17 protein-coding genes and 1 tRNA gene are annotated in these 18,569 nt (G+C 51.8%); 7 read left to right on the top strand and 11 right to left on the bottom strand.

The features are described 5' to 3' along the window. Positions 1 to 71: 71 nt before the first annotated feature. From IM291_RS14000 to IM291_RS13990, 3 genes are all read left to right on the top strand, one after another. The gene (locus IM291_RS14000) at positions 72 to 1,160 is read left to right on the top strand and encodes an ABC transporter substrate-binding protein (protein WP_192987126.1); all 1,089 of its coding nucleotides are present in this window, start codon (positions 72 to 74) and stop codon (positions 1,158 to 1,160) included. Between the two features lie 79 nt (positions 1,161 to 1,239). Next, positions 1,240 to 3,009: an iron ABC transporter permease gene (locus IM291_RS13995; RefSeq protein WP_045260923.1), complete on the top strand. Its 1,770-nt coding sequence runs from the start codon at positions 1,240 to 1,242 to the stop codon at positions 3,007 to 3,009. Continuing rightward, positions 3,002 to 4,072 carry an ABC transporter ATP-binding protein gene (locus IM291_RS13990; RefSeq protein ID WP_047367452.1) on the top strand — a complete coding sequence of 357 codons (1,071 nt, stop codon included), beginning with the start codon at positions 3,002 to 3,004 and terminating at the stop codon, positions 4,070 to 4,072. Before IM291_RS13995 ends, IM291_RS13990 begins: the two co-directional genes overlap by 8 nt. Before the next feature lie 87 nt (positions 4,073 to 4,159). Here the strand turns inward: IM291_RS13990 and IM291_RS13985 are convergent, their stop codons facing one another. Further along, positions 4,160 to 4,531 (bottom strand): hypothetical protein, encoded by a 372-nt coding sequence (locus tag IM291_RS13985; protein ID WP_192987124.1) that lies wholly within the window; start codon positions 4,529 to 4,531, stop codon positions 4,160 to 4,162. A 227-nt stretch (positions 4,532 to 4,758) separates the two neighbouring features. Here IM291_RS13985 and IM291_RS13980 point away from each other — a divergent pair, with 227 nt between their 5' ends. Both IM291_RS13980 and IM291_RS13975 read left to right on the top strand, forming a co-directional pair. Then, complete coding sequence (locus tag IM291_RS13980; protein ID WP_192987122.1) at positions 4,759 to 7,467, top strand: NACHT domain-containing NTPase; 2,709 nt, start codon at positions 4,759 to 4,761, stop codon at positions 7,465 to 7,467. 543 nt (positions 7,468 to 8,010) lie between these two features. Further along, positions 8,011 to 8,820: a DUF4225 domain-containing protein gene (locus IM291_RS13975; protein WP_063943159.1), complete on the top strand. Its 810-nt coding sequence runs from the start codon at positions 8,011 to 8,013 to the stop codon at positions 8,818 to 8,820. On the opposite strand, the gene IM291_RS13970 is transcribed toward IM291_RS13975, so the two are convergent. From IM291_RS13970 to actS, 3 genes are all read right to left on the bottom strand, one after another. Continuing rightward, positions 8,817 to 9,131: a hypothetical protein gene (locus IM291_RS13970; RefSeq protein ID WP_020882780.1), complete on the bottom strand. Its 315-nt coding sequence runs from the start codon at positions 9,129 to 9,131 to the stop codon at positions 8,817 to 8,819. The two genes, IM291_RS13975 and IM291_RS13970, sit on opposite strands and share 4 nt — an antisense overlap. Positions 9,132 to 9,506: 375 nt before the next feature. Continuing rightward, a tRNA-Gly gene (locus IM291_RS13965) sits at positions 9,507 to 9,580 on the bottom strand. A gap of 80 nt (positions 9,581 to 9,660) precedes the next feature. Then, a complete protein-coding gene (gene actS, locus IM291_RS13960) occupies positions 9,661 to 10,404 on the bottom strand; it encodes an amidase activator ActS (RefSeq protein WP_192987121.1) in 744 nt (247 codons plus the stop codon). A 163-nt stretch (positions 10,405 to 10,567) separates the two neighbouring features. Between actS and idi the strand changes: the two genes are divergently transcribed. After that, positions 10,568 to 11,110 carry an isopentenyl-diphosphate Delta-isomerase gene (gene idi, locus IM291_RS13955; RefSeq protein WP_041908358.1) on the top strand — a complete coding sequence of 181 codons (543 nt, stop codon included), beginning with the start codon at positions 10,568 to 10,570 and terminating at the stop codon, positions 11,108 to 11,110. Between the two features lie 38 nt (positions 11,111 to 11,148). On the opposite strand, the gene lysS is transcribed toward idi, so the two are convergent. From lysS to xerD, 5 genes are all read right to left on the bottom strand, one after another. Further along, positions 11,149 to 12,666, bottom strand: a complete 1,518-nt coding sequence (gene lysS, locus IM291_RS13950) for a lysine--tRNA ligase (RefSeq protein WP_014885130.1) — start codon at positions 12,664 to 12,666, stop codon at positions 11,149 to 11,151. 9 nt (positions 12,667 to 12,675) lie between these two features. Further along, positions 12,676 to 13,774 (bottom strand): peptide chain release factor 2 gene (prfB, locus tag IM291_RS13945; RefSeq protein ID WP_120266878.1). Its coding sequence is split into 2 segments (ribosomal slippage): positions 12,676 to 13,698 and positions 13,700 to 13,774, totalling 1,098 coding nucleotides; the frame shifts between segments, so codons are not numbered across the junction. A gap of 90 nt (positions 13,775 to 13,864) precedes the next feature. Continuing rightward, a complete protein-coding gene (gene recJ, locus IM291_RS13940) occupies positions 13,865 to 15,598 on the bottom strand; it encodes a single-stranded-DNA-specific exonuclease RecJ (protein WP_192971656.1) in 1,734 nt (577 codons plus the stop codon). Between the two features lie 5 nt (positions 15,599 to 15,603). Continuing rightward, complete coding sequence (dsbC, locus tag IM291_RS13935; protein ID WP_049136419.1) at positions 15,604 to 16,317, bottom strand: bifunctional protein-disulfide isomerase/oxidoreductase DsbC; 714 nt, start codon at positions 16,315 to 16,317, stop codon at positions 15,604 to 15,606. Positions 16,318 to 16,345: 28 nt separating this feature from the next. After that, positions 16,346 to 17,242 carry a site-specific tyrosine recombinase XerD gene (gene xerD, locus IM291_RS13930; protein WP_192971655.1) on the bottom strand — a complete coding sequence of 299 codons (897 nt, stop codon included), beginning with the start codon at positions 17,240 to 17,242 and terminating at the stop codon, positions 16,346 to 16,348. A 101-nt stretch (positions 17,243 to 17,343) separates the two neighbouring features. On the opposite strand from xerD, the gene fldB reads away from it, so the two are divergent. Continuing rightward, positions 17,344 to 17,865, top strand: coding sequence for a flavodoxin FldB (fldB, locus tag IM291_RS13925; RefSeq protein WP_041908355.1), 522 nt, complete (start codon positions 17,344 to 17,346; stop codon positions 17,863 to 17,865). Between the two features lie 6 nt (positions 17,866 to 17,871). Here fldB and IM291_RS13920 read toward each other — a convergent pair whose 3' ends face one another. After that, positions 17,872 to 18,282, bottom strand: a complete 411-nt coding sequence (locus IM291_RS13920; RefSeq protein ID WP_028014322.1) for a protein YgfX — start codon at positions 18,280 to 18,282, stop codon at positions 17,872 to 17,874. Further along, a complete protein-coding gene (gene sdhE / locus IM291_RS13915) occupies positions 18,263 to 18,529 on the bottom strand; it encodes an FAD assembly factor SdhE (RefSeq protein ID WP_010435322.1) in 267 nt (88 codons plus the stop codon). The genes IM291_RS13920 and sdhE overlap by 20 nt, the downstream gene beginning before the upstream one ends. Between the last annotated feature and the right edge of the window lie 40 nt (positions 18,530 to 18,569).

Below are 18,569 nucleotides of genomic sequence, written 5' to 3'. Positions count from 1 at the left end.
CTATTGTCGGAGGCGCGCTTTACGCTATGTTGACAATTAGTTCCTCAAATGTAACTAAAAGGTTAACTACAATGTCGAACACGTTCCGAATTTCTCTGCTTACCGCTACCGTCCTGTCCTCTGCTTCTGCACTCTCTGCCCTGCCGCAGGGCTATCCTGCTGAGTATCAAAAAGTTGTCGATGCCGCCACCAAAGAGGGCAAGGTGGTGATTTACTCCACCACCGACACCAAAGCCGCCGGGCCGCTGATTGCGGGTTTCGAAAAAACCTACCCGGGCATCAAAGTTGAATACAACGACATGAACAGCACCGAGCTGTACAACCGTTTCATCAGCGAACAGGCCTCCGGTGGCGGTAGCGGCGACGTGGTCTGGAGCTCCTCAATGGACACCGGGCTGAAACTCGCCACCGACTACGCCATGGAGTACAAATCGCCGGAGCAAAGTCAGCTGCCGAAATGGGCATTCTGGAAAGATAAGGCATACGGCACCACCTATGAGCCAGTGGTCTTCATCTACAACAAGCGCCTGATCCCGGCTGGCGACGTGCCGGATTCTCACGCCGCGCTGGCGAAGCTGATTGCCAGCCAGACGGACAAATTCAAGAGCAAAGTCACAACCTACGACATCGAAAAATCGGGTCTTGGCTTTATGCTTTCCGTGCAGGATCACAAGGCCGATCCAAACTACTTTAAAACCCTGGCCGACGTCGCCAAAGGCGGCTTAGCGGTGCAGTCATCAACGGGCACCATGATGGAGAGGGTTTCCTCCGGTGAAAACCTGATCGGCTTTAACATCCTCGGATCCTATGCTGAAGCCCGTGCGAAGAACGATCCTTCTCTCGGCATTGCGTACCCGAAAGATTACACGCTGGTGCTCTCGCGCGTGTCGTTCATCAGCCAGCAGGCGCAAAACAGCAATGCGGCAAAGCTGTGGCTGGACTATGTGCTGTCTGAAAAAGGGCAAAGCATTCTGGCCAGTCAGGCGGATATTCCGTCCATCCGTAACGATATCGAAGGCAAAAATGATATTGACGGACTGACCAAAATCCTCGGTGCTGCGCTGAAGCCGATCCCGGTTGATGAAACGCTGCTGGAGTACCTGCAGCCGAAAAAACGCCTGGAGTACATCAAAGAGTGGCGTGCAGCCGCCGCCAAATAAGCGTTCGGGCGCGGCGCACGCCGTCGCGCTCCCTGTCGACTGAGTTCGTTTTATTGGGCTGCAACACCAGGGATACCCCATGAATACATTACGCAGAAAGTGGCAAAGCCTGCCGCGCGGCATCGTCGTGCTGATAACCGCTCTGGTTATCTACACGCCGCTGTCATTTATCGTGATACAGAGCTTCCTGTCCGCTCCGTTCTTTTCTCCGGCAAAAGAGTGGAGCCTTGAATCATTTGGCTTTATCTTCACCGACCCTGATTTCTATAAGGCTCTGAGAAGCGGCTTTATTCTCGCCTTCGGGCTGGTCATCATCGCCATTCCGCTGGGTGGCGTACTGGCGTTTCTGATGGTTCGCACCGACCTGCCCGGCCGCCGCCTGATTGAACCGCTGATCCTGGTCCCCATTTTCGTATCGCCGATGGTGCTCGGCTTTGGCTATGTGGTGGCCGCCGGTCCGGTGGGCTTTCTGTCCCTGTGGGCGCAGGCGCTGATCGGCTTTGTGCCGTGGAACATCTACGATATGTCGAGCATCGTGGTCATTGCTGGCCTGACGCACGTGCCGCATGCCTATCTCTATATTTCATCCGCGCTGCGCAGCGTCGGCTCTGATGTGGAAGAAGCCGCGCGCATTGCGGGTGCCTCTCCGCTGCAGGTGATGACCTCGGTCAGCCTGCCGATGGTGCGCCCGTCGATCCTGTACGCCATCGTGCTGCTGTTCTTCCTCGGGCTGGAAGTATTTGGCCTGATGCTGGTGCTCGGCGATCCGGAAGGCAATATGGTGCTGGCAACCTACCTGTACCAGCTGACGAACAAGCTCGGCACGCCTTCCTATCACCTGATGGCGGCGGTTGCCGTGGTGCTGATTTGCATCACCATCCCGCTGGTGATGCTCCAGCGCCGTCTGATGCGCACCGCCAACCGCTTCGTCACGATGAAAGGGAAAGCCTCACAGGCTCGCGCGTTACCGCTGGGCAAATGGCGCTGGGTTGCCGGGGCGGTGGTTGCCTTCTGGCTCACCGTCACCATCGGCGTGCCGCTGCTCGGCGTGGTGCTGCGCGCGTTTATCTCCAACTGGGGTGTGGGCGTTTCGCTGTGGGATGAGCTTTCGCTGAGCACTTTCCGCACCATCTGGGCACAGCCCAACCTGCTGCGCGCCATCGTCAACTCCATGGCAATTGGGGTGATTGGCGGCGCGCTGGCCGTGGCGTGCTACCTGTTCGTCGGGATTGCGATGCACCGCAAACCGGATAACACCACGCGCTTCCTGGACTACAGCGTGCTGGTGCCGCGCGCCGTGCCTGGCCTGCTTGCCGGTCTGGCGTTCCTGTGGGTGTTCCTGTTCCTGCCGATGTGGCTGGACAACTCGCTGAAATCCGGCTGGCTTTCCGGGTTCGCCTGGACCGACTGGATGCGCGAGAACGTCATCGTCTGGCTGCGTTCGCTGCGCAGCACCATTTTCAGCGTCTGGCTGGCCTATACCGTGGTGTGGATGGCTTACGGGCTGAGGCTTATCTCTTCCACGCTGCTGCAGGTGGGGCCAGAGCTTGAAGAAGCCGCGCGCAGCACCGGGGCGACGCGCGGGCAGATCACCCGCCATGTGACCATTCCCCTCTCCCGCTACGGTCTTATTGGTTCGTGGCTGCTGATGTTTCTGATCTTTGAGCGCGAATACTCAACGGGTGTGTATCTGCTTTCCCCCGGCACGGAGACCATCGGTTCAATGCTGGTTTCCCTCTGGGCCGCGGGTGCCATTGATATCGTGGCGGCGCTCTCTTTCATTAACATCCTGCTGGTCGTGGTAGGTCTGGGCATTGCCCTTCGTTTCGGAGTGAAAATACATGATTGAATTAGCGGTTGACGATCTGCACTTAACCTACGGCGACAATCCTGTTTTAAAAGGTGTCTCCATGAACCTGAAGCGCGGCGAAGTGGTCTCCTTGTTAGGCCCCTCCGGCAGTGGTAAAACCACCCTGCTGCGTGCCGTCGCGGGTCTGGAAAAACCGACGCAGGGGTCGATTGTCATTGGCAACAATAAAGTTTACGACGGCACGCCGCGCAGTGAGATCCCGGCAGAAGAGCGTAACCTGGGGCTGGTGTTCCAGTCCTATGCCCTGTGGCCGCACAAAACCGTGTTTGAGAACGTGGCCTATCCGCTCAAGCTGCGTAAAGTTCCGGCCAAAGAGATCCAGCAGCGCGTACAGGACGTACTGGACCAGCTGGGTCTGGGCCATCTTGGCAAACGTCACCCGCACCAGCTCTCCGGCGGGCAACAGCAGCGCGTGGCGATTGGCCGGGCGCTGGTGTACAACCCACCGGTGATTTTGCTGGACGAGCCGCTTTCCAACCTCGACGCCAAGCTGCGCGAAGAGGCCCGCGTGTTCCTGCGCGAGCTGATTATCAAACTCGGGTTATCCGCGCTGATGGTGACGCACGACCAGAACGAAGCGATGTCCATATCCGACCGCATCCTGCTGCTTAACAACGGCAAAATTGAGCAACAGGGCACGCCGCAGGAGATGTACGGCTCGCCGAAAACGCTGTTTACCGCAGAGTTTATGGGCAGCAACAACCGCCTGCACGGCAAGGTCACCGAAGTGCGCGACGGCAGAGCGCGTATCGAAGGGAAAGGCTGGGTGCTGTGGGGCCAGGCGGGCGAAGGGGTACAGAGCGGTAATGACGCTACGGCGGTGATCCGGGTCGAGCGCGTGGCGGTGGTTGAGGGGCCAGGGGAAAATCAGCTTGAGCTGCCGCTGCTCACCAGCATGTATCTTGGCGACCGCTGGGAGTACCTGTTCCGCACGCCGGGAGATGATTTTGTCATTCGCGCGTACGGGCATGAGGTTCGGGATCCGCAGCACTGCCATCTTTCGCTGCCGGAGAAGCATGTTTGGGTGTTCCCAAAAGGGTGAGTGTGAAAAGAAAAGGCTGCGGGATGCGGCCTTTTTTGCTTTGACAGAGTGAGAGCATGCAACCTACGCCCTCAAATATTTAATTAATTATACCTTTCCGATGTCAACAACTTCTGCGCTTGCCCGGCTTACTGAGATTGCGGAATGCCCTGGGCTGCCGCAGATGGCGGCAGTGGCACGGCCGATCTCGCGCAGGAGTTCCGTGAAGGCCATTACGTAATGGCGCCGCAGGCTACCCCTGCGGTTGGACTCCAGGGAAGCGGCCCCTAGCATGTCGGCGAGAATGCTAAGGAACGAGGCCATGGTCTGCCAACTACGGGCGGAGTTGAGGGAAAGCAGGTAGGCCCGGGCAGGATTAACCGGGCCTTTACCTCCGGGCAGCATCGGCATGAAATTCTCATTGGGCAGAATGACAACTGGCGACAGGTTAAGCTCCGGAGCATCAGATATCAGGGGCATTCAGGGCCCCGTCCGGGGCGGAAGTCCTCCGGCGCGCTGCGTGAAATACCGAGGTAAGTGATACCGAAAAGCGTACCGCAGAGTGTCTACTTTTCAAAGGTACATTTTAATAAGTAGAAATTTTCAGAAATTGTTAATACATCTCACATAAAGAGATAGACCATTCGCTTACTATATGATTAGTATTAAGAATATTTAACACATACTAAACTACTGAGTAAATGAATATGGAAGATACTAATCAGCAGGTTTACCTAAAAGCCATGCAAAAAATGAAGGAAGATGATTTCACAAAATACCTTATAAAACCACTATTTGAATCTATGGGTTTTTTTCGTGTTGACTTCTACGGAGGGCCTTACGAATCAGGAAAAGACTTGATAGCCTTTGTTGAAGTGCCGGTTAATAAAACCATGAGTTACGCCATCCAATCAAAAAAAATTGGTGAAGTAACTAACACATCGGAAAAAGCAATTCTCGGAGAGCTTGTTTTTCAGCTTAGACAATGTTTCACTAATCCTATTAAATTACATAATGGAGAAGAGGTAATCCCTGATCAAGTATATTTAGCAAGCCCATATCAAATAAGCCTTCGTTTGATTAATGAAATACATGGAATGCTCAAAATAGATGGAAAGAAAATTGAAATATTGGATGGGCCGTCAGTAATCAAATTATTAAAAACACATAAGCCAACTCTATTAGATAAATTGCTTTCCGTAGATGACATATTCAGTACACAAGATACTACTCAACTGTGCAATGTAGAGCTCATGTCAGCTTTAAATCAACAAAACTCAATACATGAACTTGATTGTTATAGCGATCTAGCTTTTTTCATGGGCACAATTGATAGCAACGTACTGCTAAATAGTAGATTTACTATTAAGCCGGATAAATTTCAGGTTACTCAAGGGGAATGGGAGTGGTTTGAGAGAAAAGTATATAACCCATTAAAATCTTTGACTGCTTTAGAACCTCTAATTCAAGATGCTAATTCTGTCCTAAGAAAATACAACAATGAGTTAAATATTTATACATCAAAAGAAAACAGAAAAATTAAAAATGGTATAGATCAAGCTAATCAATTACTGGCTGGAAATATTTCATTCATTAGAGAAGTTATTTCAGAATTAGAAACGAGCATCAATAATATAACTACGTATAAGTTAGAAAACGCAAATCTTGGTATCATGATTAATAGCGTCACCATCTTGAAGAAATGCTTAGAAACAAGCTTTCATAAAGATACTATTGATAGTTTTGATAGTTTTATAAACAAAACTAAACTACAGAATCTTGCAAAGGAGAATGCAAAAAGTCTATTACCGAAAATAGTAGAATGTTATAAGAAAGCTAAAACCTCAAACTTACAAAGTATCGAACTAGGTAAGTTGAAAAGTGAGTATAAAGAAGAACCGAAGATAGAGTACGCATTCAATAGTGAGCTAATAAATTTATGGTTAAGTGAGAGATGCAACAAATATAAACTTGACATACAGGCTATAAATTCTGGAGATAACAGTATAGATATATTTAGGTTTCTTAATGACACGCAGACCACACTAAATGCTTTAGATATACTAATAAACAAGCTTGAGGATAGTGAAAAGGTATTGTCTAAAGAAATTCTTATGGATAGCATGGGTGTGATAGACGGCCTATCGACATCACCCTTCAGACTTTTTGATTGTCAGCATGATATAGCAGTGTATGGTAGCGCGGGAGCTGGAAAAACAACAACGCTTCAAATGTATGCAAGAAAACTAGAACAGGAAGGAAATAGAGGTGTTATATACTTACCATTAAACCGATTCTTAAATAAAGTAGAGATGAATATTGAATCAAAATCAAAAAACTATGACATTTTAATGAGCATGATTTTGATCTCTAAATCACTTGAGCCCATTCGGGAGAACATTGAAAAACTTGAGCTTCACTTACAAAGCAAAAAAAGAAACAAAGTAATTTTTGATGGATTGGATGAGGCTTATGTAAAATTCCCAGGAATAATAGAGGCAATAAACTCCTTCAAAAATAAGTTTAATAACATTCAGTTGCTAATTTCAAGCAGGGATTGTGTTAGTTATCTATCTGAAATTAATTTTTTAGGGATTACACTCATGCCCTTCAGTGAAACTCAGTTGTACTGTTTCATTCAAGCATGGTTTAAAGATAAAACCCCAGCTTTAAGCGACATTATAATTAAAAACATAAAGGCAAAAAAAATATCTGACATAGTGAGAACTCCATTACTAGCAACACTTCTGTGTGATTTAGCTGAAAAAGGAATAGATATCCCTTCTAGTGAAAGTGAAATTTTCACTAAAAGATTAGAGTTGTTATGTGGTTCTTATGATACCTACAAAGATATTAAACGAACAAAGTTATCACAAAGCATTTTAATCAAAGCATCACATAAAATTGCTTTCGCTATGCATTCAAAAACTTTAAGAGCAGCAACTAAGCAAGAGCTTGCTTCATTTTTAGTTAATGACCCTAGTTTTAATTATGAGGAATCAACGTGTTTATTAGCAGTTAACGAGCTAATAGATCCTTGCAACATACTTTTTTTCGACCCAATATCAGAAACATTTTCTTTTGGTCATCTAAGGTACCAAGAACACTTAGCGTCATTAGAACTAATGCAGAATCGGTCAATAGAAATTATTCATTACTTAAAAAATGATTGGTGGCGAGGCTCCCTGTGTCTTTATGCTCAATGCTGTGAATTCTCTATTTTGTTGGAAGAGTTTACGTTGAAATACAATAATATAAAGCCAGCCTTGATTACATTACGTGAAATGGTAAAATTTAGACCTGAGAAAGAACGTCGCCATTTGAATGAGCTTATAAATAATTATGAGCGTTCAGATGATGATTACTTCATCGCATCTACTGAGTGGGATGATAGCTGGAGAGCCGATAGCTACTAATTTCGCTATTTTATTTCAGTTAATCATAGTACAACAGAACTATGACCAGCCATCTCGACACTGGCCTGCGTATTATTTTTCCTGAGCGAGTCTCATCCTATGAATGTAGTGATCACTGTGATGAGACTGTAGCGCGGAGAGGACGGGGACATCTCAATTAAGCTACTGCGCAATAAGTTCGCATAACAAAGAATATGTTAAATAGCTGTACAATTAGTGAATAGATGCACTTCAAAACATCAAGTTATCTCCCTTGCGTCAGCCCAAAGCAGCATTGTGTAACTGCACTGCTTGTTGCAGTGAGGCATGTCGCTGAAGGCATCAAGTAGCGATATTTGGCGAAGAAAAGCGCTTTTCACCGAGGGCCTGGGCTGACGGTCTAGCAGATCACCAACAGAGCTGGGGATATTTTGAACAGGAGAATGTAAACTGGAAGGATAAAGCAACGGGCCCCCCACGGGGGCGGGTTGTGAAAATATTTTCTGTTGTCTTCGACCTTATTGCACGTAAAATGACCAGACACATTTTGGGAAGGAGTCTTTAATGGATATTGCGCTGCTCAACAGGGGCTGGAACAGAACATGGTCAGATACCATGGTGAATCTTGAAGCCCGGAAACTCGTCGATACAGCAAACCGCCTGTCAGCATTCTATTTGCAAGATGGTCTTACACGCATCAAGTTTGTCGAAGAGATAAAACAGGTTGTAGATAAAGAATTTGAAACAGCACGACGAGCTAAAACCGATGAAGAATGCATTGCATGCATCAAAAATCTACGTGCCGAAACAGATAATCTACAAGAACAAGAACACCTGTTAAGAACCAGAGCCGCACAGCTTTACGCGAAAGTCGAATTTGTTAAGGAAAATAATAAAATCGTCGGTTATGTTATATCCGCTGTAAATGTGGTGCTATCAGGCGTGGTTCTCTTTGGTGGCTTTATGATGTTATCCACTATGGGGCCGATTGGTATGCTGGCTGGGGCAGTCCTGATTGCCGATGGAATGAACGGATTAACCAAAGAAGTGCTCAACTTTAATCAGCCAGCAGGACATAAACCCTCACAAGGTATCATTGCTGACTCCGCGATGCATACGGCCCAGTTTATGGGATTTAATCCTAACACGGGCCTGGCTCTCTATAATGGTGTTACTCTTGGTGCCAGTGTGTACAGCATTGTGGGATTCGCTCGAAAAACTGGAGCCTGGAGATTATTCCGCTGGCTTCCACACGATTACTATCGCAAAGTCAGCACAATGAGCACTCCTAAACTAACAATGAAGATTGTCGGTTATGGTGTTAAAGCAAAAGTGATTTTCGATCTACTAACAACAGAAAATGGAACCAGTTAATCCTTGATAGTTTTACGGTAACGCCAGGATTTATAGGAAATTACCGGCGGCTGTGCGAAGGACATAATGGCAACCCCAAAGATCATCGCCAGCCCCCATGCAAATGCTCTATCAGGTGAGCTGAAGACGATAAGTAGCAGTAGGATTAAGGCACACACAGCCACCACTCCCGCCAAGGTAACAAATCGCCTGGCAAGGTCATTTATAGCCTCTCCAAGCGTTCCTCCATATTTTTCAATATTGCTTTTTATCTTCTGCAATTCGGGCTGCGTAAACCCTGAACGTAACAAAGCTTCATCAGTCACTTTCATATCGTCTCGTCCCTTATCTTCCAGAAGTGCTTTCCCAATCGCTGATTGTGCTAGCAATCATACTGATGAACTTTACAGCAATCCACATGATGTTTGTGCAATGTACCAGATTTCAGACAATAGCAGCCAAAAGGCCGCACATCGGGCTTAAATGCGTATGATCAATCTGTTCGGGAGTTATGCCGGGTATGCGGCTTTTTGTTCGTTGTTGTGCTCTCGCGGTAAGAACCAGGAACCACCGCAAGCGTAATGATATGCTCCCTTGTATCACGCGACCGGTGCGGGCGTAGAACAATGGGTATTTTAAGTTGTACCTGCTAACGCGGGGAAACGTAACTAACTGATAAATCATAACTTGTTGATTTATCAAGAGATTGGAGCGGGCGAAGGGAATCGAACCCTCGTATAGAGCTTGGGAAGCTCTCGTTCTACCATTGAACTACGCCCGCTTTGAGGTGCGTAAGGCATTATAGACCTTACGCACCTTCATACAAGCCTCTTCACAACTAACCGGCGATTAAATAATCACTTAGCACTTAGGTTTGCTGCCGGGCGCAAGAAGATAGCGCTGCGGATCGATGGCCGTCGCCTTATAGCGGATCTGGAAGTGCAGCTTCACCGAATCGGTACCGGTACTGCCCATAGTGGCTATCTTCTGCCCCGCCTTCACGTTCTGCCCGTTGTTGACCAGCATCGTGTCGTTATGCGCGTAGGCGGTGATGTAATCTTCGCCATGCTTAATCATGATCAGGTTACCGTAGCCGCGCAGCTGGTTACCGACGTAAACCACCTTCCCTGCCCCGGAGGCATAAACCGGCGTACCGCGCGCAGCAGCGATATCAATACCCTTATTGCCACCTTCAGAGAGTGAGTAAGGGGCGACCACTTTACCGCTGGCAGGCCAAATCCAGCAGCGCTGTCCGACCGGCGGCCATGACGATTGCGGTACCTGATAGGATGGCGTCACTTTGGCGGTTTTGCCTTTCGATGAGGATTTTTTGCCCGAGGACGAACTGCCGTTCACCTTGAGCTTTTGCCCGACTTCGATGGTGTACGGCGGAGAGATGTTATTCAGGCGCGCCAGATCCTTCACGCTGGTCCCCGTTGCGCGCGAAATCCGGTACAGCGTATCCCCGCGCTTAACGGTATAGACCGAACCGGAATAGCTACCCATATCCGACGATTTGCTTCCTGAACAGCCAGCCAGGAATAGCGTCAGCGTCAGGCAAAAGATGGCGATGATGGGATTTCTCGTCAGGCTTCCTGCAAACAAAACAGATCCTCGGTCAGCGTGAATGGCGCACTATGATACCAGCCCGGAGAGATATGGGTCAGCCCTTTTCCGCTCCTGGAAACAAACCGTTCGTATAAGATTGCCGTATAATGCTCCCTGTTGATGGTGCAGAACCATCCGCATCGTTGGCACTGGAGCATGAATGAGTATTCAAGAACACGTTATTTTGGTTAATGACCAGGGAATGGTGATTGGCACTCAGGAAAAATACGCCGCGCATACTGCCCAAACCCCGCTGCATCTGGCGTTCTCATCCTGGCTGTTTAACGCCGAAGGCGAGTGTCTGGTAACCCGACGCGCACTAAGTAAAAAAGCATGGCCGGGCGTCTGGACGAATTCTGTCTGCGGTCACCCTCAATCTGGTGAACGGACGGAAGAGGCAATTATCCGTCGCTGCCGCGATGAGATTGGCGCAGAAATTACCGCGATTACGCCTGTCGCCTCAGAATTCCGCTACCGCGAAACGGATCCTTCCGGGATCGTGGAAAACGAGATTTGCCCGGTCTTCGCTGCCCGCGTCACCAGCGAACTGCGAATTAACCATGATGAAGTGATGGCATTTGAATGGGTGACGCTGGAGTCGTTATTCCGCGCGCTGGACGCCGCCCCATGGAGCTTTAGCCCGTGGATGGTGCAGGAAGCAACGGTCGCGCGAGACGCGCTGAGAGCGTTCGCGGCGCAATAAAAAAGCCCCTTTCGGGGCTTTTTTAGCAACGTAACGCCTTATTTCACCGGGCGCATTGCCGGGAACAGGATCACGTCACGAATGGTGTGGCTGTTGGTGAACAGCATCACCATACGGTCGATACCAATACCCAGACCTGCAGTTGGCGGCAGGCCGTGCTCCAGCGCGGTCACATAGTCTTCGTCGAAGAACATCGCTTCGTCATCGCCTGCTGCTTTCGCGTCAACCTGATCCTGGAAACGCTGCGCCTGGTCTTCCGCATCGTTCAGCTCGCTAAAGCCGTTGCCGATTTCACGGCCGCCGATGAAGAATTCGAAACGGTCGGTGATTTCCGGGTTCTCGTCATTACGACGCGCCAGCGGAGAGACTTCCGCCGGGTATTCGGTAATGAAGGTCGGCTGAATCAGGTGTGCTTCCGCCACTTCTTCGAAGATCTCGGTCACGATACGGCCCAGACCCCAGCTCTTCTCAACCTTGATGCCGATGCTTTCAGCGATGGCCTTCGCAGAATCGAAGTTATCCAGATCCGCCATGTTGGTTTCCGGACGGTATTTCTTGATCGCTTCGCGCATGGTCAGTTTTTCGAACGGCTTGCCGAAGTCGAAGACTTCTTCACCGTAAGGAACCTGCGTGGTGCCCAGAATGTCCTGCGCCAGGGTACGGAACAGGGATTCGGTCAGCTCGATCAGATCTTTGTAGTCTGCGTACGCCATATAGAGTTCCATCATGGTGAACTCTGGGTTATGGCGAACGGAGATACCTTCGTTACGGAAGTTACGGTTGATTTCAAACACGCGGTCGAAACCACCGACCACCAGACGCTTCAGGTACAGTTCCGGCGCGATACGCAGGTACATGTCCAGGTCCAGGGCGTTGTGATGGGTGATGAACGGACGCGCAGACGCGCCGCCAGGGATCACCTGCATCATCGGGGTTTCCACTTCCATAAAGTCGCGGTTGACCATGAACTGGCGAATACCGGCCATGATCTGGGAGCGAATTTTGAAGGTCTTGCGGGATTCATCGTTAGAGATGAGATCCAGGTAACGCTGACGATAGCGCGCTTCCTGATCCTGCAGGCCGTGGAACTTGTCCGGCAGCGGGCGCAGGGCTTTGGTCAGCAGACGCAGTTCGGTGCAGTGGATAGACAGTTCACCGGTTTTGGTTTTAAACAGTTTACCTTTCGCGCCCAGGATATCGCCCAGGTCCCACTTCTTAAACTGCTCGTTGTAGATGCCTTCCGGCAGGTCGTCGCGGGAAACGTACAGCTGAATACGACCACCCACGTCCTGCAAGGTCACGAAGGAGGCTTTACCCATGATGCGACGTGTCATCATACGGCCTGCAACGGCCACTTCAATGTTCAGCGCTTCCAGCTCTTCGTTCTCTTTACCGTCGAAGTCAGCGTGCAGTTGGTCTGAGGTGTGGTCACGACGAAAATCGTTCGGGAACGGCACGCCCTGCTCGCGCAGCGCTGCCAGCTTCTCGCGGCGGGTTTTCAGTTCGTTGTTAAGATCGACTACCGCGTCAGCGCCCTGTGCTTGTTGTTCAGACATGTTGGTTCCTCATAACCCTGCTTTCAAACTTGCTTCGATAAATTGGTCCAGGCTGCCGTCCAGCACCGCCTGCGTGTTGCGGGTTTCAACCCCGGTACGCAGGTCTTTGATGCGGGAGTCATCAAGGACGTAAGAACGGATCTGGCTGCCCCAACCGATGTCGGACTTGTTGTCTTCCATCGCCTGTTTCTCAGCATTTTTCTTCTGCATCTCCAGCTCATAAAGCTTCGCTTTCATCTGCTTCATGGCCTGGTCTTTGTTCTTATGCTGGGAACGGTCGTTCTGGCACTGTGTTACCAGCCCGGTTGGAATGTGGGTAATACGCACCGCAGATTCCGTACGGTTAACGTGCTGACCACCCGCGCCGGACGCGCGGTAAACGTCAATACGCAGGTCCGCCGGGTTAATTTCGATATCGATATCTTCGTCAACTTCCGGGTAAACAAACGCGGAGCTGAAGGAAGTATGACGACGGCCACCGGAGTCAAACGGGCTTTTACGCACCAGGCGGTGAACGCCGGTTTCGGTACGCAGCCAGCCGTAGGCGTAGTCGCCAATGATCTTGATAGTGACGGATTTAATACCGGCCACTTCACCTTCAGACTCTTCGATAATTTCGGTTTTGAAGCCGCGCGCTTCCGCCCAACGCAGATACATACGCATCAGCATGCTGGCCCAGTCCTGCGCTTCGGTACCGCCAGAACCTGCCTGAATATCGAGATAGCAGTCAGCGCTGTCGTATTCGCCGGAGAACATGCGACGGAATTCCAGCTGTGCCAGCTTCTCTTCCAGCCCGTCGAGTTCTGCCACGGCTTCGTTAAAGGTTTCTTCGTCGTCGGCTTCGACGGCCAGCTCCAGCAAACCGGAAACGTCTTCCAGCCCCTGGGCCATTTGATCCAACGTATCTACGATAGCTTCGAGAGAGGAACGCTCTTTACCCAGCGCCTGTGCGCGTTCAGGTTCGTTCCAGACGTCCGGCTGTTCCAGCTCGGCGTTTACTTCTTCAAGACGCTCTTTCTTGGCATCGTAGTCAAAGATACCCCCTAAGAACGTCAGAGCGCTCCGTGAGGTCCTGAATACGGTTTTTTACCGGATTAATTTCAAACATGGTCTGTTTTCTTTTATGGACTTGTCAAAATGCGGTGATAAGAGCGGGATTGTACCGAATCCACGCCCTTTTTTATAGAGATTACTGCCGCTAAATTGGCCAGATATTGTCGATGATGATCTGAAGGGTGCGGTTACCGCGAAACTCGTTGATATCCAGTTTGTACGCCAGCTCGACCTCGCGCACGCCGTTGTCCGGCCAGATGGAGGTGTCAACGTTGAAGGCGATGCCGTCCAGCAGCGGTCCGCCGCCCACCGGCTCAACCATCACTTTCAGGTGACGTTCGCCAACGATACGCTGCTGCAGCAGGCGGAATCGCCCGTCGAACAGCGGTTCCGGGAACATCTGTCCCCATGGACCGGCATCGCGCAGCATCTGCGCGACCTCCATCGTCATTTCGGAGACGGACAGCTCACCGTCAGAGACCACTTCGCCCTGCAGCAGCGCCGGGTCAATCCACTCGGTGACCAGCTCGCCAAACAGGCGCTGGAACTCGTCGAACTTTGCCTCTTCCAGCGACAAGCCTGCCGCCATCGCGTGGCCGCCGAACTTGATCATCAGACCGGGATAAAGCGTATCCAGACGCTCCAGCGCATCGCGCATGTGCAGCCCCTGAATCGAACGGCCAGAGCCTTTCAGCGTGCCGTCACCCGCAGGCGCAAACGCGATCACCGGGCGGTGGAAGCGCTCTTTAATGCGCGACGCCAGAATGCCGACCACGCCCTGATGCCACTCGGGGTGGTACATTGCCAGCCCGCCCGGCAGCGTATCGCCACTGCGCTCAAGTTTTTCGCACAGGGTCAGCGCTTCGGCCTGCATCCCCTGCTCAATCTCTTTACGGGTCTGGTTCAGGGCGTCCAGCTCGTTGGCCAGCACGCGCGCTTCGCCGATGTTGTCGCACAGCAGCAGCGCCACGCCGACGGACATATCGTCCAGCCTTCCGGCAGCGTTTAGACGCGGCCCGAGGGCAAAGCCCAGGTCGCTTGCCGCCAGCTTAAGCGGATCGCGGTTGGCAATCTCCAGCAGCGCCTTAATTCCGGGACGGCACTTGCCCGCGCGAATACGGCTTAAGCCCTGCCAGGTCAAAATGCGGTTATTGGCATCAAGAGGTACCACGTCCGCCACGGTGCCCAGCGCCACCAGGTCGAGGTATTCGGCCAGGTTTGGAACGGCAATGCCGCGGGATTCGAACCAGCCCTTATCGCGTAAGAGAGTACGCAACGCCAGCATCAGATAAAACGCCACGCCCACGCCGGCGAGGGATTTCGACGGGAAATCGCAGTCGCGCAGGTTGGGGTTAATAATCGCTTCTGCTGCGGGGAGCGTATCGCCGGGCAGGTGATGATCGGTGACCAGCACCGGGATCCCCAAAGCGTGAGCATGATCGACGCCCGCATGGGAGGAGATCCCGTTGTCGACGGTCATGATCATCTGCGCACCGCGGGCATGGGCCTGATCGACCACCTCCGGGCTGAGGCCATAGCCGTCTTCAAAGCGGTTCGGCACCAGATAGGTGACATTATCGCAGCCCAGCGCGCGCAGGCTGAGTACGCTCAGGGCGGTGCTGGTTGCGCCGTCGGCGTCGAAATCCCCTACCACCACAATGCGCGTTCCCTCACGAAGCGCGTTGTAGAGCATTTCAGTGGCTTTTTCGATACCGTTCAGCTGCTGCCAGGGCAGCATCCCTTTCACGCTGCGCTCAAGATCCTCTGCGCGACGCACGCCGCGGCTGGCGTAGAGGCGCCTTAGCAGCGGCGGGAGATCGTCCGGTAAATCAACGTGTTCAACCGCCTCGCGGCGGCGCAATTTGATGGGGGCTTTCACGCGAATTATTTACCACCAAACTGTTTCTGGTGCGCGTCGAGGAACTCTTTCATCTCTTTTGGTCCCTGATAACCCGGAACGACATACCCGTTACTCAGGACAATCGCTGGCGTACCGCTCACGCCAAACTGCACGCCCAGCGCGTAGTGGTTAGCAATGTCGATGTCGCAGGAAGCAGGCTTAACGTCTTTACCGTTCATCGCGTCATCAAACGCTTTGTTGCGGTCTTTGGCACACCAGATCGCTTTCATGTCCTGCTCTGGCTTGCTCTGTACGCCTGCGCGCGGGAAGGCCAGGTAACGCACGGTAATGCCCAGCGCGTTATAGTCTTTCATCTGTTCATGCAGCTTGTGGCAGTAGCCACAGGTGATGTCGGTGAAGACGGTAATCACATGTTTTTCCTGCGCCGCTTTATAGACGATCATCTCTTTTTCGAGCGCGTTCAGGTTTTTCATCAGCAGCTGGTTGGTGACGTTCACCGGCTGCGCGCCGCTCACGTCGTACAGCGGTCCCTGAATAAAGTGTTTGCCGTCTTCGGTGACGTACAGCACGCCGCTGTTGGTCAGTACGGTTTTCATACCGGCAACCGGCGCAGGCTGGATGTCGCTGCTGGTGACGCCAAGCTTAGCCAGAGACTGTTTGATGGCGGCGTCATCCGCATGGGCGAAGCCGGTAAATGAGGCTGCCAGCAGGGTGAACAGCGCGAAAGACTTTTTCATAATTGATCCTGTTACAATTTGTCGGCACTCACGCACGAGGGTGGTGCTGTTGGTGTAGCTGCCGCAGGCGTTCCGTCGCGACATGGGTGTAAATTTGCGTCGTTGAAAGATCGCTGTGTCCCAGCAGCATCTGCACCACGCGTAAATCTGCGCCGTGGTTTAACAGATGCGTCGCGAAGGCGTGACGCAATACGTGCGGCGAAAGCTTTTCACTGTCGATACCCGCCAGTGTGGCGTAATGCTTGATGCGATGCCAGAACGTTTGTCGCGTCATCTGCTGCGCGCGCTGGCTCGGAAACAGGACGTCGATAGACGCGCCATTGAGCAGCCAGGGGCGGCCATGCTCAAGATACGTCTCCAGCCAGTAAACCGCCTCTTCTCCCAGCGGAACCAGCCTTTCCTTGTTTCCTTTACCGATGACGCGCACCACGCCCTGACGCAGGCTGATGTCGCTCATCGTCAGGCCAACCAGTTCCGAAACGCGCAAGCCGGTAGCATACAATAGCTCAAGCATGGCTTTATCGCGTAACTCCAGCGGCAGGTCAACAGCCGGTGACTGTAATAATCTCTCAACTTGTGCTTCGCTGAGATCTTTCGGCAGCCGTTGCGGGAGTTTCGGGGACGCCAGCAGCGCGCTGGGATCGTCTTCGCGAATCTTCTCCCGATAAAGATGCTGGAAAAGCCGACGCATTGCGCTGAGCAAGCGTGCAGAGCTGGTGGCTTTGTACCCTCCTTCTACGCGTTCAGCGAGCAGCGCCTGCAGGTCGTCGCTTTGCGCGCTCGCAAGCGATAGCTCCCGACGCGCCAGCCACTCCACCAGCATGGAGAGATCGCGCCGGTAGGCACTGAGGGTATTCTCGGCCAGATTTTTCTCCAGCCACAGCGCGTCGAGAAACTGTTCAACGAGTGCGAGATCCTTTTCCACATCAGCCCCTTTGATTTTGCAGTCAGGCCATTATGCCTGATTGCGACCGGTTTCTGGTACACTACGCGCAAAGTCATAGCAAGAATTGAGATAGTTACGCGATGAATATTGGTCTGTTCTATGGTTCCAGCACCTGCTACACCGAAATGGCGGCGGAGAAAATTCGCGACATCATTGGCCCGGAACTGGTGACGTTGCATAACCTGAAAGATGACTCGGTCGCCTTGATGGAGCAGTACGATGTGCTGATTCTGGGCATCCCAACCTGGGACTTTGGTGAGATACAGGAAGACTGGGAAGCCATCTGGGATCAGCTCGATTCAGTCAATTTCGACGGTAAAATTATTGCGATGTACGGCATGGGTGACCAGTTAGGCTACGGCGAATGGTTCCTGGACGCACTCGGCATGCTGCACGATAAGCTGGCACCAAAAGGGGCGGCGTTTATCGGCTACTGGCCAACCGAAGGGTATGAATTCACCAGTAAAAAGCCGATTATTGCTGACGGCGAGCTGTTTGTCGGGCTCGCGCTGGATGAAACCAATCAGTACGATCTCAGCGACGAGCGCCTGCAGGCCTGGTGCGAGCAGATCCTCGGCGAAATGGCAGAAAAATTCAGCTAACGCGCGTTACTCCTGCGTCGGCTGTTGCAGCAACATCCGGCGCAGATCCCGCCATTCTGATGCGTCCATACTGTCCGCCGCCAGCCACAGGTGCTGGCAACGTCCGCCCCCCACTTTGCGTAACCGTAACATCATCCCGGCGTTAAGCATCCAGGGTACACCGAGAATATCCCACTCTTTTCCCTGCCAGCGCAGGCGGGAATCCATCAGCAGCTTAATCTCGCCCTGACGCGCGTTAATGCGACGCTGGCTGCGTACGCTGTCAAAAACAACAAACGAAAGTAATAGCAGCCACAGCGGCGTATAGCTGAGCGGCCACGGCATGAGTAAAACGATGGCCGCAACCAGCCCGTGGAGCAATAAAGACATCCACTGCGAGCGCCACGAGACGCGAAGATCAGATTGCCACAGGACCACGTTCCCGATTCCGTGTTTGAATTAATTGCACCATCCGTTGCAACTCGGTGTCGGCGGGTTTGCCGTGGTTCATCAGCCAGTTGAATAAATCCGGATCGTCAGACTCAAGCAGGCGAACAAACAGACGCTTATCATCATCGCTTAAGCTGTCGTACTCATATTCGAAGAAAGGCATGATGGAAATATCAAGTTCACGCATTCCGCGTCGGCATGCCCAGTGAATACGGGCCTTGTTGTTAATATCCATGTTCAGTTTCCTGCATTACGTTTGGCACAGTCGGTACCCC

The sequence above is a fragment of the Enterobacter cloacae complex sp. P27C genome (assembly GCF_014895705.1).
Taxonomy (GTDB): domain Bacteria; phylum Pseudomonadota; class Gammaproteobacteria; order Enterobacterales; family Enterobacteriaceae; genus Enterobacter; species Enterobacter bugandensis.
Note: the sequence above shows the minus strand (reverse complement) of the source record. Positions and strands in the feature narration are given on the sequence as shown.